Annotated in this window: 12 protein-coding genes; 6 read left to right on the forward strand and 6 right to left on the reverse strand. The window is 74.2% G+C overall.

Annotated features, from left to right (window positions below):
• Window positions 1-78: 78 nt before the first annotated feature.
• Entirely contained in the window at window positions 79-843 is a 765-nt protein-coding gene (locus IG88_RS0135185; protein ID WP_031050161.1) for a TIGR03089 family protein, read from the reverse strand.
• A 139-nt stretch (window positions 844-982) separates the two neighbouring features.
• Here IG88_RS0135185 and IG88_RS0135190 point away from each other — a divergent pair, with 139 nt between their 5' ends.
• Window positions 983-2,248 (forward strand): peptidoglycan recognition protein, encoded by a 1,266-nt coding sequence (locus IG88_RS0135190; protein ID WP_031050163.1) that lies wholly within the window; start codon window positions 983-985, stop codon window positions 2,246-2,248.
• 104 nt (window positions 2,249-2,352) lie between these two features.
• Complete coding sequence (locus IG88_RS0135195) at window positions 2,353-3,438, forward strand: nucleotidyltransferase family protein (protein ID WP_031050165.1); 1,086 nt, start codon at window positions 2,353-2,355, stop codon at window positions 3,436-3,438.
• 351 nt (window positions 3,439-3,789) lie between these two features.
• On the opposite strand, the gene IG88_RS0135200 is transcribed toward IG88_RS0135195, so the two are convergent.
• The 4 genes from IG88_RS0135200 to IG88_RS0135215 form a co-directional block, all read right to left on the reverse strand.
• A complete protein-coding gene (locus IG88_RS0135200; protein ID WP_031050167.1) occupies window positions 3,790-4,770 on the reverse strand; it encodes a DNA-3-methyladenine glycosylase family protein in 981 nt (326 codons plus the stop codon).
• A 121-nt stretch (window positions 4,771-4,891) separates the two neighbouring features.
• Window positions 4,892-6,223, reverse strand: a complete 1,332-nt coding sequence (locus IG88_RS0135205; RefSeq protein WP_031050170.1) for a coenzyme F420-0:L-glutamate ligase — start codon at window positions 6,221-6,223, stop codon at window positions 4,892-4,894.
• Window positions 6,220-7,179 carry a 2-phospho-L-lactate transferase gene (gene cofD / locus IG88_RS0135210; protein WP_031050174.1) on the reverse strand — a complete coding sequence of 320 codons (960 nt, stop codon included), beginning with the start codon at window positions 7,177-7,179 and terminating at the stop codon, window positions 6,220-6,222. Before cofD ends, IG88_RS0135205 begins: the two co-directional genes overlap by 4 nt.
• A 44-nt stretch (window positions 7,180-7,223) precedes the next feature.
• A complete protein-coding gene (locus IG88_RS0135215; protein ID WP_031050177.1) occupies window positions 7,224-7,748 on the reverse strand; it encodes a cysteine dioxygenase in 525 nt (174 codons plus the stop codon).
• A gap of 684 nt (window positions 7,749-8,432) precedes the next feature.
• Between IG88_RS0135215 and IG88_RS0135220 the strand changes: the two genes are divergently transcribed.
• The 3 genes from IG88_RS0135220 to IG88_RS0135230 all read left to right on the forward strand — a co-directional run bounded on the left by IG88_RS0135220 (window position 8,433) and on the right by IG88_RS0135230 (window position 14,244).
• Window positions 8,433-8,696, forward strand: a complete 264-nt coding sequence (locus tag IG88_RS0135220; RefSeq protein ID WP_003975777.1) for a WhiB family transcriptional regulator — start codon at window positions 8,433-8,435, stop codon at window positions 8,694-8,696.
• 227 nt (window positions 8,697-8,923) lie between these two features.
• Window positions 8,924-12,736: a glycosyltransferase family 2 protein gene (locus IG88_RS0135225; protein ID WP_078861699.1), complete on the forward strand. Its 3,813-nt coding sequence runs from the start codon at window positions 8,924-8,926 to the stop codon at window positions 12,734-12,736.
• Complete coding sequence (locus IG88_RS0135230; protein WP_031050183.1) at window positions 12,733-14,244, forward strand: DUF5719 family protein; 1,512 nt, start codon at window positions 12,733-12,735, stop codon at window positions 14,242-14,244. Before IG88_RS0135225 ends, IG88_RS0135230 begins: the two co-directional genes overlap by 4 nt.
• A gap of 92 nt (window positions 14,245-14,336) precedes the next feature.
• On the opposite strand, the gene IG88_RS0135235 is transcribed toward IG88_RS0135230, so the two are convergent.
• Window positions 14,337-14,789, reverse strand: coding sequence for a metallopeptidase family protein (locus IG88_RS0135235; protein ID WP_063760671.1), 453 nt, complete (start codon window positions 14,787-14,789; stop codon window positions 14,337-14,339).
• A 294-nt stretch (window positions 14,790-15,083) separates the two neighbouring features.
• On the opposite strand from IG88_RS0135235, the gene IG88_RS0135240 reads away from it, so the two are divergent.
• Window positions 15,084-15,503: a DUF3499 domain-containing protein gene (locus IG88_RS0135240; protein WP_030404308.1), complete on the forward strand. Its 420-nt coding sequence runs from the start codon at window positions 15,084-15,086 to the stop codon at window positions 15,501-15,503.
• The last annotated feature ends 11 nt before the right edge of the window (window positions 15,504-15,514 follow it).

Here is a 15,514-nt window from a genome sequence, read left to right on the forward strand (position 1 = left end):
GGCCAGGGCCCAGCACGGGCCCACCGCCGCCCCCGGCGTCACCTCACCCCCCGCCTCCAACAAGAACCCCGCGAAACCTCACCGCGCCGTCGCCGAAACCCGCTCCGCCTCGATCCGCTGGTCCACCACACCCGCCCCCGCCAGCTCCAGATGCCGGCACAACACCACCGAACCCCCACTCGCCAGCGGGCCGTACAACCCCGCGTTCAGCCCCTCCCACGTGTCGTACGGCAACCCCGACAGAATCCGCGCCCCCGGCCCCGTGAGCCCCAGCCCCGACGCCTCCGCCCGAGCCCGCTCCACGACCTCCGCCCCGCTGAACTCCCGCCCCGCCACGATCAGCGCCGGCGCCTCCGGGTCCACCGGCGCGTACGGCGCGAACCGGTCCCCCTGCCCCGGCACCTCCACCGCGTAATCGGCGAAGCCCTCCGGTGCCGCCGGCACGAACCGACCCCCGAGAGGCCGCAGCGCCAGAGCGATCCGCGGCCCCGAGCACGCCCGCGCCGCCTCCAGCGACTCCGGCTCGGGCCCGCTCACGACCACGTCCGCCGTCCTCGGGTCGCCCGCAACGTCGGCGACGACACCCACCGACGCGCACGCCAGCAGCCACACCGCCGTCTGCCAGTGCGCGGGCAGCAGCAGCGCGACCCGGTCGCCGGGTTCGACGGACACTTCGTCCTGGAGGAGGTTCGCGGTCTTGGCCACCCAATTGGCGAAGGTGGCCACGGACAGTTCGACACGTTCGCCCGTGGCGTCGTCGTAGAAGGTCACCAGGGGGCGTCCCGGGTCCGCGGCGAGCGCGGAACTCAGCAGGTCGGCAGGGGTGCGTTCGGTCGCGTTCACCCGCGCAAGCGTACGCGGCCCCGCCGGTGCGCACCCGGCGGCCGACGGGCCGTCACCACCACGGGATCCCGCAGGCAACCCTACGGGCCGTCAGGTCACAAATGGACATATTTGTCTGACGATGTACAAAATCAGGGGCATGCGTGGATTCGGATTGCTTGCTTCCTCGACCGGTGTCACGTGCGCGGCGGCCCTCGCCCTCCCGCTCGCCCCGCCCGCGGCAGCGACCGCCTCCTCGGCACCGCCGGGGGCGAGTTCGGCGACACGCTCCGAGGCGGCGGCACACGCCCCCGGCGGCACCCAGTCGCTGCCCCTCACCTCCCTCGCCCACGACCGGGCACCCGGCGCGGCCGAACAGGGCCTGCCCCGCCGGGACGTACGGCACTTCTCGCTCGTCGGCGTCGTCTGGGACGACCCCGCCGCCGAACTCCACGGCCGCGTCGAGATCCGCACCCGTGCCACCGCGACCGGCACCTGGTCCGACTGGCGGGTGCTGGAGACCCACAACAGGGACCACGCCGCCGACCCCGGCACCCCCGAGAGCACCTCGGGCCGCGTACGCGGCGCCACCGCACCGCTGTGGGTCGGCGACTCCGACGGCGTCGAGGTGAGGGTACGGGCGGACCGCGCCCCCGAGACCGCCCGCACCGCCCCGGCCCGCTCCCGGCTGCCCGGCGGCCTGCGCCTCGAACTCGTCGACCCCGGCGAGGACGCCCCGCCGTCGGCGCACCGCGCACGGGCCGGGTCCGGCGAACCCGCCGTACTCCCCGCGCTCGCCACCCGGCAGAAGGCCAAGCCGCACACCGCGCCCCGCCCGCGCATCACCACGCGCCGCGGCTGGGGTGCCGACGAGAAGCTGCGCGACAAGGGGTTCGTGTACACGAAGAGGATCAGGACGGTCTTCGTGCACCACTCGGACACCGGCAACAACTACCGCTGCTCACAGGCGCCTTCCGTGGTCCGCGGCATCTACCGCTACCACGTCGGCAGCACGGGCTGGCGCGACCTCGGCTACAACTTCCTCGTCGACAAGTGCGGAAACATCTACGAGGGCCGGGCCGGTGGCGTGTCCAAGCCGGTACTGGGCGCCCACACCCTGGGGTTCAACTCCCAGAGCATGGGCGTCGCCGTACTCGGCACCTACAGCGGGAAGAAGCCCTCGTCGGCCGCCCTCAAGGCGGTCGCCCGGCTCACCGCGTGGAAGACCGGGCTCTACGGCGTGAATCCGCGCGGAAAGACGAACCTGAGGTCCGGGGGTGGCAACCTCTACCCGAAGGGCAAGCAGGTACGGATGAACGTCGTCTCAGGTCACCGCGACGGCTTCGCCACGAGCTGCCCCGGAAAAAAGCTCTACGCCGAGCTCGGCACGGTCCGCGCGAAGGCGGCCGCCTACCAGGGCCGCTGAGGGCGCGCCACCGCACGGTCCTCGAAGACGCCACGGAACGGTCTGCATACACTGGCCCGCCGAAAGACAGTTCGGCCGGTCCCGGCAGGAAGCAGAGACGACAGGTGACAGAAGCGATCCTCCTGGTCGGCGGCAAGGGCACACGGCTGCGTCCGCTCACGGTGAACACGCCCAAACCCATGGTCCGGGCGGCCGGAGTGCCGTTCCTCACGCACCAACTGGCCCGGGCCAAGGCGGCGGGCGTCGAGCACATCGTGCTCGCGACGAGCTACCTGGCCGAGGTCTTCGAGCCGTACTTCGGCGACGGCTCGGCACTGGGCCTGCACCTCGAGTACGTCACGGAGGAGGAGCCGCTCGGCACGGGCGGCGCGATCCGCAACGTGGCGTCGCGGCTGCACTCCGGCCCCGACGAACCGGTGCTGATCTTCAACGGCGACATCCTGACGGGCCTGGACATCGGCGCGCTGGTCCGCACGCACGAGACGACGGGCGCGGACGTCTCCCTGCACCTGACCAAGGTCACGGACCCGAGGGCCTACGGCCTGGTCCCCACGGACGACACGGGCAGGGTGCTCGCCTTCCTGGAGAAGCCGCAGACCCCCGAGGAGATCGTCACCGACCAGATCAACGCGGGGGCGTACGTCTTCCGCCGTTCGGTCATCGACACGATCCCGGCGGGGCGGCCCGTCTCGGTCGAGCGCGAGACCTTCCCCGAGCTGCTCGCCTCCGGCGCCCACCTGCAGGGCATGGTCGACTCCACGTACTGGCTGGACCTCGGCACCCCGGCGGCCTTCGTCCGCGGCTCGGCCGACCTGGTCCTGGGCCGCGCGCCGTCCCCGGCGATACCGGGCCGCTGCGGCGACCGCCTCGTCCTGCCCACGGCGCAGGTCGCGCCCGACGCCAAGCTGGCCGGCGGCACGGTGGTCGGCGAGGGCGCCTTCGTGGCGGAGGGGGCGCGCGTCTTCGGCAGCACGATCCTGCCGGGTGCCGTCATCGAACCGGGCGTCGTCATCACGGACTCCCTCATCGGCACCGGCGCCCGCGTCGGCACCCGCTCGGTCCTGGCCGACACGGTCATCGGCGACGGCGCGATCATCGGCGCCGACAACGAACTCCGCTCCGGCGCCCGCATCTGGTGCGACGCCCACATCCCCCCGGCAGCCCTGCGCTTCTCGCCGGACGCCTCGTAACCGAGGGCCCCGCGCCCGCACCTCCACCGGGTGCCCCCGCGGCGCCGGGTCACGCGACTGCGGCTGCGGGCGGTCGTGTCTTCTGCGCGTCTGGTGAACGGCCCGGGAGGGTCCCCGGGGCGGCACGGGCGGACGCGGCGGTCCCTTGCTTCGCCGGGCTGCGCTCTCCCCGCGCCCGCACCTCCACCGGGGCGCCCTCCACCGCGCCCGCATCTCCACCGGGGCCCTCCACCGGGCCCGCATCTCCACCGGGCACCCTCCACCGGGCGTGCCCCGCAGCGCCGGGTCACGCGACCCGCCCCCGGCCGCATGCACACCGGGCGGCCGGGGTAGCCGCCCCGGGCGGGCCACCTACAGCCGCTCGATCCCCCGCGGAGCCATCCGCGGCGCCCGCCTGGCCGGCACCCGCCCACTCAGCAACACCAACCGGGCCGCCCGATGCCGCTGCCCCGCATACGGTTCGAGCAGCCGCAGCATCTCCGCGTCGTCCGCATACCGGTCCCCGCCCAGCGCGAACCCCACGATCCCCGGCAGATGCAGATCCCCCACCGTCACCGCGTCCGGCGCCCCGTGACTGCGCTGCACGGTCTCCGCCGACGTCCACGGCCCGACTCCCGGCACCAGCTCCAGCCGTTCCCGCGCGGCGGCGGGCTCCATCCCCGATGCCTCCTCCAGCCGCGCGGCGACCCGCACGGCCCGCAGGACAGTCGACGCCCGCTTGTCGTCCACCCCGGCCAGATGCCACTCCCAGGACGGGATCATCGCCCACGTCCGCGCCGTCGGCATCACACACATCCGCCCGGGCGCGGGCCCCGGCGCCGGTTCCCCGAACTTGCGCACCAGCAGCCGCCACGCCTGGTAGGCCTCCAGCGTCGTGACCTTCTGTTCCAGGACCGAGGGGATCAACGACTCCAGTACCAGCCCGGTCCGCCCCAGCCGCAGCCCCGGACGCCGATGCGCCGTGAACGCCAGCAGCCGGTGCCGCGGCACGAACACGGACGGGTCGTCCTCCGCGCCCAGCATGCGCGGCAACTCCTCCAGGAGCCAGTCGGCCCCCGGCCCCCACGCCTCGCCCCGCACCTCACCACCGCGCGCGGTGACCCGCAGGGTGCCCGGCCCGGCGGGCGTCCGGCTGGCCCGCCACACCGACCCGTCCGGCATCGTCCGGAACGTGGGGTCGCCCGGCCCGCGCCGCAGCGGCCCGAGCACCAGCCCCAGGTCCAGTGGCCCGTCCGGCACCCACACCCGGACCCGGCCCGGCGCGTGCGCCTGCCGGGGTATCCCGCCCTGCGCGGCGGCGCGAGGGGGCCGGGGAGCGAAACGTCCTGCCACGAGCGAGATCCTTGGGGCGAAGCGAGCGAAGCGGGGAGCGAGCGAAGCGGGGAAGGAGGGGCGGGTCGTACGAGAGACGGGGCGGTGGGGGGAAAGAGGGGCCCTTACGAGGGTAGGGCCCTCACCGCACCTCGATGAACGCCCCCGCGTCCCGGTCCGGCCGTGCCTTCGGCTCCTCGGCGGGATGCCCGACCGCCACCGCGCCCATCGGGTCCCAGTCGTCCGGCAGCCCCAGCACCTCCCGCACGACGTCCCGGCAGAACATCGTCGAGGACACCCACGCGGAACCCAGCCGCTCCCCGGCGAGCGCGACGAGCAGGTTCTGCACGCCCGCGCCGGTGGCGACCACGAACATCTCCCGCTCGGCCCCGTCGCGCCGCGCGTCCCCGTAGGTGTGCGAGCCGTCCATGACCAGGCAGGGCACGACGAGGTAGGGCGCGTCCCGCAGGACGTCGCCGCGCCGCACGCGCTTGGCGACGGACTCCTTGCTCTTGCCGTCCCGGCGCAGGTCCGCGATCCAGGCGTCCCGCATCGCGTCGAGCAGCCGGGTGCGGGACTCCCGCGACTCCAGGAGCACGAACCGCCACGGCGTCGTGTGGTGCGGCGCCGGCGCGGTCACGGCGGCGGCCACCGCCCGGCGCACGGCGCCCGGGTCGACCGGCTCGTCCGTGAAGGCCCGTACCGTACGCCGCTGGGTGACCGCCTGCCGCACCGCCTCCGAGGTGCCGAGGCGGAACATGTCGCCGCGCGCGCCGCGCACCAGCGCCCGCGCGCCCTCGCCGTCGTCCTCGGCGACCACCTGTGCCAGCCCGCGCACGACGGCGACGGGCAGGCCGGCGGCCTTGCCCTTGACCAGGTCGCCCGCGGCGGCCAGCTCGTCGGCGGTGGCGACGACGGTGGCACTGAGCGGATTGCCGTACGCGTCCGTGCCGCCGCGCAGGTCGTCGAGGACGCGCACGCCCGCGGCGCCGATCGCCATGTCGGTGAGCCCGGACCGCCAGGGACGCCCGAAGGTGTCGGTGACGATCACCCCGACGTCCACGCCCAGCGTGTCGCGGAGCCCCTCGCGGATGCCCCGCGCGGAGGCGTCGGGGTCCTCGGGGAGCAGCAGTACGGTCCCTCTCGGGGTGTTGGAGGCGTCGACGCCGGCCGCCGCCATGACCAGGCCCTGACGGTTCTCGACGATGCGCAGCGTGCCCCGCCGGGCCACCACCCGCACCGTCTCGGCGTCGATCGCGGCCTCCCGGTCGGCGGCCTCGACGATCCGGCCCTCGGCCTTGGACACGATCTTGGACGTGACGAGCAGCACGTCCCCGTCGGCCAGCCCCGGCTCGGCGGCGGCGATCAGCTTGGCCAGGTCGTCGCCGGGCCGCACCTCGGGCAGCCCCGGCAGGGCCCACACCCGGTAGCCGTCCCGGCGTGCGGAGGCGCCGTCGGTCGTCCCGTCGCTCACGCCTCCCGCACCTCCTCCGCCAGCGTCAGCGCCTCCCGGGCCATCTGCGCCGTGGCGTCGAGACCGGTCATCATCAGCGGTACGGCCCGGCAGAGGATCCCGGCGGCCTTCACGCGCGTGACGGAGTCGGCGTCGACCGTGTCGACCAGCCAGCCGTCGAGCAGTCCCGAGCCGTAGTGCTCGGCGACCGCGGCGGCCGTGGACTCCACGCCGACCGCGGCGAGCACCTTGTCGGCCATCCCGCGCACGGGCGCGTCGCCGACGATGGGGGAGAGGCCCACCACCGGCACCCCGGCGTCGGCGATCGCCTCCCGGACACCGGGCACGGCGAGGATCGTGCCGACGGAGACGACGGGGTTGGACGGCGGGAAGAGGATGACGTCCGCCTCGGCGATGGCCTCCAGGACGCCGGGCGCGGGCTTGGCCTGCTCGGCGCCGACCGGCACGACCGCCTCCGCGGGGACGGAGGCGCGCAGCCGCACCCAGTACTCCTGGAAGTGGACCGCCTTGCGCTCGCCGTCCAGTTCGACGGCGACGTGCGTCTCCACGCGGTCGTCGGTCATCGGGATGAGGCGCACCCCTGGCTTCCACCGGTCGCACAGCGCCTCGGTCACCGCGCTCAGCGGGAAGCCCGCGGTGATCATCTGGGTCCGCACGATGTGCGTGGCGAAGTCGCGGTCGCCCAGGCCGAACCACTCGGGTCCGACGCCGTACGCCGCCAGTTCCTCCTTGAGGTGGAAGGTCTCGTCGGTCCGCCCCCAGCCCTGCTCCTCGTTGATGCCGCCGCCGAGCGTGTACATCACCGTGTCGAGGTCCGGGCAGACCTTCAGCCCGAAGAGGTGGATGTCGTCCCCGGTGTTGCCGATGACCGTGATGTCCGCGTCCGGCGCGGCCCGCTTCAGACCACGCAGGAACCGGGCACCGCCGATGCCGCCTGCCAGAACCACAATGCGCATGGCCCCAGTCTTGCAGGCGGGTACGACAGTGCGTCGGCCAGTCGTCACCGTGCCGGTACGGCGGCGGGGCCGGCGCCGGTGTCCTGCCCCGCCGGGACCGAGCACTGCGGGGAGTGCATCGGCATCTCGGTCAGGCCCGGGTAGTAGACGTGCAGGCTGACCGCCGGTTCCAGCGCGTCGTTGACGACCTCGTGCACGTGTCCCGGCGCGAACACGCGCTGCGTGCCCGGCTCCAGCGCGCGCGTGCCGCGCTCCGTGCGCTCGGTGAGGGTGCCTTCGAGCACCGTCCACACGCCGGAGGAGGGACCGTGGTCGTGGCGTCCGCTGCCCTGCCCCGGCACCCAGGACAGCAGCCAGACCTCGTACCCGGGGCCGGTGCGCAGCCGGTGGTACCAGCGTGTCGTCGCGTCGTAGCGGACCAGGTGCTGCCACTCGGTGCGGTCGGCCGCGACGGCGCGGAGCAGACCGGCGAACTCGGCGACGGTGGCCGGGTGCTCGCGCGGAGGCTGCAGGAGGTGGGGGACTTCCAGGATGTCACCGGCGATCTGGAGGTCGCTGTCGCTGTTCATGGGTGCGTGGTTCCTCGGCCGAAGAGTGCGGTGGGGCGGAGCGAATGACGAAGAACGCCCTGGTGGGGCGGGACTGGAGCAGTCGAGTCGCGTGGACTCGGGACAGCCGGAGCGCGGTCGGCTCAACGGCTGGAACAGCGACAACAGCTACAGCGAGCCCGGGCAGCACCGTGGGACCCGGCGGTGCGGGTCGAGGCGAGCGCCAAGTTCGCGAGCATGCCCACTAGGACAGCGGTTCACACCATCACTGTCAACTCGATGCCCGTTATGTGGGACATGGTTCACCACATCCGGTTGTTCGTGCTGCCGAAAGGTTTGCTCGGGCGACTCTCGGGACACATGGCGCACAAGCCGGGCGCACAACCCCCGTTGCGATCCCGTGATGCGAATGTGATCAGGTTCGCTTCGGCGCGTGTATCGGAACGGGATCGATCGCCGGGGCGTCCTTCCTGGTGCAGGTGTCGAACGGGACGGGCTCTCTGGTGGTCACATCGCTATGTGAAGGTTTATGGCGATTTGAACACTTACTGCATGGCCTTGGTTCCGCAGAGTGAATAAGGGGCCCAATAGCAGATCTCGGCTTGACTCGCCCGGAGCAGCACACTTGTAATTTCACTCGTGTCGTTCAGCCGGTATCGATAACGGCTGGATCACGGGGACGCGAAAGACAGACGAGGGGCGCACATGACCGAGCTGGTGCAGCAACTGCTGGTCGACGACGCGGACGAGGAACTCGGCTGGCAGGAGCGCGCACTGTGCGCCCAGACCGACCCCGAGTCCTTCTTCCCCGAGAAGGGCGGCTCCACCCGCGAGGCCAAGAAGGTCTGCCTCGCCTGTGAGGTCCGCTCCGAATGCCTCGAGTACGCCCTCGCCAACGACGAGCGTTTCGGCATCTGGGGCGGCCTGTCCGAGCGGGAGCGCCGCCGGCTGAAGAAGGCCGCGGTCTGAGCGTCCTGCTCCGGGGCCCGGTCTGAGGCCGCGGCCTGACGCGGCGGCAGAAAGCCCCGTACGAACGGCCCGAGCAGCGGGAACGGCCCGTCGCCGGTGGGTTGTCCACAGGCGGCGGGCCGCCCCTGTGTCCAGCCGATAGTGTGGGCGCTCGTCCGAGACCGCCCCGCCGCCCCCACGGGCACGGGGCGTCCACCGCAGTCCACCGAACCGGGGCCCGTACCTCGATGTCCGTGCAGAGTCACACGGCAGCCCAGCAAGACCTCGCTGCCACACCTGAGTTCCCGCGTCACGTGGTGACCGCGGTCCTCGTCGCCCACGACGGGGAGCGCTGGCTGCCCGACGCGCTCGCCGGGCTGCTCGGCCAGGAGCGCCCCGTGCAGTACGCCGTGGCCGCCGACACCGGCAGCGCCGACGACTCCTCCCGGCTGGTCGCCGAGGCCCTCGGTGACGACCGCGTGCTCCACCTCGCCCGGCGCACCGGCTTCGGCCAGGCCGTCGAGGAGGCCGCCCGCACCGCCCCCCTCCTCACGCCCGAGGAACTGCCGTACCTGAGGCGGCCCAGCGGCTGGGACCCCGTCACGCGCACCTGGCGCGACGACGCCTACGACCTGCCGGAGCTGCCGCACGGCGAGCCGGTCCAGTGGCTGTGGCTGCTGCACGACGACTGCGCCCCCGAACCCGACGCCCTCGCCCAGCTACTGCGCGTCGTGGACACCGAGTACGAACTCGGCCGCGACGACGTCGCCGTGGTCGGCCCCAAGCTCCGCGGCTGGTACGACCGCCGCCAACTGCTCGAAGTCGGCGTCTCCATCGCCAACTCCGGCCGCCGCTGGACCGGTCTGGACCGCCGCGAACAGGACCAGGGCCAGCACGACCACGTCCGCCCCGTGCTGTCGGTGTCCACCGCGGGCATGCTGATCCGGCGCGACGTCTTCGAGCGGCTCGGCGGGTTCGACCGCCGGCTGCCCCTGATGCGCGACGACGTCGACCTGTGCTGGCGCGCGCACGCCGCCGGAATGCGCGTCCTCGTCGCTCCCGAGGCGGTCGTCCGCCACGCCGAGGCGGCCTCGCGCGAACGCCGCGCCGTCGACTGCGCGGGCCGCACCACCGCCTCCCCGCACAAGGTGGACAAGGCCGGAGCGGTCCACACCCTCCTGGTCAACACCCGCACCGCCGCCCTGCCCTGGGTGCTGCTGCGCGTCGTCCTCGGCACCCTGCTGCGCACCGTCGCCTACCTCGTCGGCAAGGTCCCCGGCCAGGCCCTCGACGAGATCCGCGGCCTGCTGGGCGTCCTGCTGCGCCCCGAGCGGATCATCGCCGGCCGGCGCGAACGCGGGCGCCCCCAGATCGAGAAGGACGAACTGCGGCCCCTGTTCCCGCCGCCCGGCGCCACCATCCGCGCCACCGTCGAGCAGGTCGCGGGCGACCTCTTCGGCGGTTCCGACGCCGAGGCCGCCGCGGGCGCCGGACGGCACGGCGGGGGCATCGAGTCCGGACCCGGCGGCGACGACGCCGACTTCCTGGAGATCGAGCAGTTCGCCCGCCTCAAGCGCATCGCCCGCAAGCCGGGACCGGTGCTCTTCCTGGTGCTGCTGCTCGTCTCCCTGGTGGCCTGCCGCACGCTCCTGGGCGGCGGCGCTCTCGCGGGCGGCGCGCTGCTGCCGGCGCCGGCCGGCGCCGGCGAGCTGTGGTCGCGGTACATGGACGCCTGGCACACCGTCGGCACCGGCGGCACCGCCTCCGCGCCGCCCTACCTCGCGATCCTCGCCACGTTCGCCTCCGTCCTGCTCGGCTCCACCGGGCTCGCCGTCACGCTGCTGCTGGTCTGCTCGGTGCCGCTCGCGGGCGCCACCGCGTACTTCGCCTCGCGCCCGCTGGTCCCCTCCCGGCTGCTGCGCGCCTGGGCCGCGGTGGCCTACGCCTTCCTGCCCGCCGCCACCGGCGCCCTCGCCGGCGGCCGCATCGGCACCGCCGTCCTGGCCGTGCTGCTGCCGCTCATCGCGCGCGCGGGCGTCGCGGCGGCCGGCCTGGCCAGCCCGTCCGGGGCCCGCGGAAGCTGGCGCGCCACCTGGGCGTACGCGCTCCTGCTGACCGTCACCACCGCCTTCACGCCCGTCGTGTGGCCCGTCGCGCTGATCCTCGGCCTCGGGGTGCTCGCCGTGCGCCGCGGCGAGATCACGGCGTACGGTCCGCGCTTCCTCGCCCAGCTCGGCACCCCGCTGCTGCTGCTCGCCCCCTGGTCGCTGACGCTGCTGCCGTTCGGCTTCTTCGACGAGGCCGGCCTCGCGTACGGCCCCTCGGCCGCCTCCGCGCTCGACCTGCTGGGCGCCAGTCCCGGCGGACCCGGCACGGTCGGCGGGCTGTTCCTCGTCGGCATCGTGCTGGCCGCGCTGGCGGCGCTGCTGCGCTCGGAGCGTCAGACGGCCGTCCGGACGGCCTGGGCCGTCGCCCTGGTCGCCCTCGTCTTCTCGGTCCTGTCCAACCGCTCGGCCTGGGCCGGACCCGCCACCCTCGTCTACGGCATCGCCCTGCTGTCCGCCGCGGCCCTCGGCGCAGACGGGGCCCGCTTCCGTGTGGCCGAGCAGAGCTTCGGCTGGCGCCAGCCCGTCGCCGCCCTGATCGCCCTGGCCTCGGCCCTCGGCCCGCTGATCGCTGCCGCCGGCTGGATGATCGGCGGCGCCGACGGCCCCGTGGAGCGCCGCGACCCCGTGCAGGTGCCCGCGTTCGTCGCCGAGGAGAGCCACACCCGCGACCAGGCCCGCACCCTCGTGCTCGACAGCGACTCGGCCGCGCACGTGAGCTACATGCTGGTCCGCGGCTCCGGCGTCCGCCTCGGCGACGGCGAACTGGCCTCCGGCGACGGCGGCAACAGCACGCTCGACAAGGTCGTCGCCAACCTCGTGGCGGGCTCCGGCGCCGACCAGGCCGACCAGCTCGGCGGGTTCGCCGTGCGCTACGTGCTCGTGCACAAGGGCGCCCCGCGCGACGTCACCCGCGTCCTGGACGCCACGCCCGGACTGAGCAGGCTCAGCCAGCAGGACGGCAGCGGTCTGTGGCGAGTGAACCAGGAGGTCGCGCGCGCGACCGTCGTGTCCGGCGGGAAGACCGGCGCCGGTGAGTCCGGCGCGAAGGGCGCCGAGCCCGTGGCGGCCGGGCCCGTCGAGATCCACACCGACATCGAGGCGGGCCCCGACGGCCGGGTGCTGCGCCTGGCCGACACGGCCGCCGAGGGCTGGACGGCGACCCTGGACGGCAAGCCGCTCACCCGCACCACGATCGACGGCTGGGCCCAGGGCTTCGAACTCCCGGCCTCCGGCGGCCGGCTGGACGTCACCTACGACGTCCCGTTCACGCACACGGTCTGGCTGTGGGCGCAGGGTCTGCTCGGTCTCGTGCTCGTGGTCCTGGCCCTGCCCGGCAGGCGCCGCGACGTCGACGACGACCTGCCCGACGAGCAGCTCGTCCCCGCCCAGGCCGCCGACGGCGAGGGACGCCGGGCCCGGCGCCTGCGCGCCCAGGCCGAGGCGGAGGCGGCGGAAGCCGGAGCAGGGGCGGGCGCGGAGCCGGGCCCCGACGCGGCGGCCGACGCGACCGAGGCGCCCGGGGTTCCGGAGCCGCCCACGGCGCCACCCGTCCCGGTTCCGCAGCAGCAGGAGTACGGCGCCTGGGACTCGGCGGGCTACACCGGCGCCGAGTACGGCTCCTACGACGGCGGCTACGGCGGCGGGCAGTACCAGGGCGCCCAGCAGGCCCAGCAGTACGACCCGGCCGCGTACGGGCAGCAGCCGTACCAGGCCGATCCGTACCAGCAGGGCGCCTACCAGGGCGGCCAGGGCACCCAGTACGGGACGGGCGGCACGTACGACCCGTACGCGTACGGCGACCCGACGCAGGGTCAGGAGACCGGTTACGACCCCGCGTTCGACCAGGCCTACGGCCGGGGCGGCTACGACACGCCGTACGACCCTTCCCAGCCCCAGCAGCCCCGGCAGCCCCACGGCACGGGCAGTGAGCGTCCCGACGGGAGCCAGCAGTGAAGCGCACGACCCTGTCCCTGATCGCCTGCGCGACCGCGCTCGCCGCCGTCACCGGGTTCGCGGCGGTCTCCGCCCCCGGCGACGCGGGCAAGGACACCGCGGCACCGGCCGCCCGGCTGCCCGTGGAGCGCACCAGCCTGCTGTGCCCGGCGCCCAGCACCTCCGACCTCGCCGAGACCACGTACACGTCCTTCACGCCCGTCACGAAGGGCGCCGACGAGAAGGGCGACGCCGCGCTCGTCGCGGCGGGGCCGGACGACGCCACCGGGGACGACGGCAAGGGCGACGACAAGGACGGCAAGGGCGAGAAGAAGGAGAAACCGGTCGTCCAGCCCAAGGCGCCCGGCACGCCCGCGGCCGGCCGGACCACCGGCGGCGACACCCCCGCCCTGATCGGCACCGCCGAGGGCGGCCAGGCGCCCGGCTGGACGGTCCAGCAGACCACGGAGGTCGCCGCCGGGACGGGCCGCGGTCTGCTGGGTGTCGGCTGCACCGCGCCGGACACGGAGTTCTGGTTCCCGGGCGCCAGCACGGCCGCCGGCCGCACCGACTACGTGCACCTGACCAACCCGGACGACTCGGCGGCCGTCGTCGACATCGAGCTGTACGGCAAGGACGGCGTCCTGAAGTCCACGGTGGGGGAGGGCGTCACGGTGCCGCCGCACGCCAGTGACTCCCTCCTGCTGTCCACCCTCAGCGACGCGAAGGAGACCGACCTGACCGTGCACGTCGGGGTGCGCAGCGGGCGGCTCGGCGCCGCGGTGCAGGCCCTGGACGACAAGACCGGCGGCGACTGGCTGACCGCGGCGGCCGACCCGGCGAGCGACCTCGTCGTGCCCGGCATTCCGAAGGACGCCACCGCCGTCCGCCTGGTGCTGTTCACGCCCGGCGGCAGCGACGCCGACCTGAAGGTGCGGCTCGCCTCGCCGTCCGGGCTGATCACGCCCGCCGGTCATGAGACGGTGCACGTCAAGGCCGGCATGACGACCGGCGTCGACCTCGGCGAGGTCACGCGCGGCGAGGCGGGTTCCCTGGTGCTGACGCCGACGGACCGTTCCGTGCCGGTCGTGGCCGCGGTCCGGGTCGTGCGGGGCAAGGGCGACGAGCAGGAGTCCGCGTTCATCCCGGCCTCCGCCCCGGTCGGCGCGCGCGCGACGGCCGCCGACAACCGCGCCAAGAGCACCACCCTGGCCCTGTCCGCGCCCCAGGCGGCCGCGAAGGTCGAGGTCACCGCGTCGGCGGGCACCGAGGGCGGCACGACGGCGACCAAGACGTACACGCTCAAGGCCGGCACGACCCAGAACGTCGACGCGCCGGTACCCGCGGGGCTCAAGGGCAGCTACGCGCTGACCGTCGAGACCGTGTCGGGCGGTCCGGTCTACGCGTCGCGCACCCTGACCGGTTCGGACGACGACGTGGCGTCCTTCACCGTCCAGACCCTCCCCGACGACCGGGGCACGGTCGCGGTGCCGAACGCGGACGAGGACCTGTCGGTCCTGCAGAAGTAGCGCGGACACGGCGCGGAAGGAGCGAAGACGGGGGACGGTGGGCGCCGCGCGAGGCGCCCACCGTCCCCCGTCTGCCCTCTTCCGTCTGGCGCTCAGTCCTCCCCGTACCGGGGGTCCACCGTCTCCGGGGTCAGCCCCAGCAGCTCGGCGACCTGTTCGACGACGACCTCGTGCACCAGCAGCGCCCGCTCGTCGCGCCCCTTGGTCCGGATCTCCACCGGCCGCCGGTAGACGACCACCCGCCCCCGCCGCCCGTCCCGGGAGGGCACCGTCCCGCCGAGCGGAACCGCCTCGTCGTTCCACGGCTCCCCGGCCGCGGCCGGCCGCGGCACGTCGAGGACGAGGAAGTCGATGTCGGCGAGTTGCGGCCACCGCCGCTCGAGGCGCTCCACGGAGTCCTGCACCAGGTCGGCGAACACCTCGCCGCGGCTCGCGGCGAGCGGCACCTGCGGGGGTGCGACCGGGCCGCGCATGCCCCGGCCGTGGCGATCACGACGGCGGGGCCCGGGGCGGCCGGCATCACGGGGCGTCACGGGGTTGTCCATCACTGGTGAAGGGTAGTCCGTGCCGGGGCCGCACGCCCGGCCCGAGCGGGCCCGGTGGGCCGTGTGGCGGGGGTGCCCCCGGTCTGTCGCCGGATGACCATTCCGGCCAAGGTTGGGCTCAATTCAATATCTTTCCGTGACCGCGGAACTCACGGCAATTGTCGTTGTTTGTGTCGGGTCGTGACCGCTTTCCGATCGGTCCGACCTCCTCGGGACCCGTGTCGGCGCAGGTCGAACGGGGGCGCACGGAAGGGCCACAGAACGTTTCACGCCACGACACGGAGGTGTGACCCGGTGGAGAGTCGTCGCGGCCCGCTCAAGAGTGCGGTACCGTCCAACATCGTGAGCCCTGTACGTCGCTGTTCGCGCACCGCCTGCGGCCGTCCCGCCGTCGCGACGCTGACGTACGTCTACGCCGACTCGACCGCGGTCCTCGGCCCGCTCGCCACCTACGCCGAACCCCACTGCTACGACCTGTGCGCCGAGCACTCCGAGCGCCTCACCGCCCCGCGCGGCTGGGAGGTCGTCCGCCTGCTCGACGGATCGGCCCCGGCCCGCCCCAGCGGCGACGACCTGGAAGCGCTCGCCAACGCCGTGCGCGAGGCGGCCCGGCCCCAGGAGCGGGCGGCCGAGGCGGGCGGCGGGCGCACGGCCGACCCGATGGAGGTCGCGCGCCGCGGTCACCTGAGGGTCCTGCGTTCACCGGACAACTGAGCCCCGCCTTC

This window comes from Streptomyces sp. NRRL F-5650 (genome assembly GCF_000721365.1).
Taxonomy (GTDB): domain Bacteria; phylum Actinomycetota; class Actinomycetes; order Streptomycetales; family Streptomycetaceae; genus Streptomyces; species Streptomyces ardesiacus.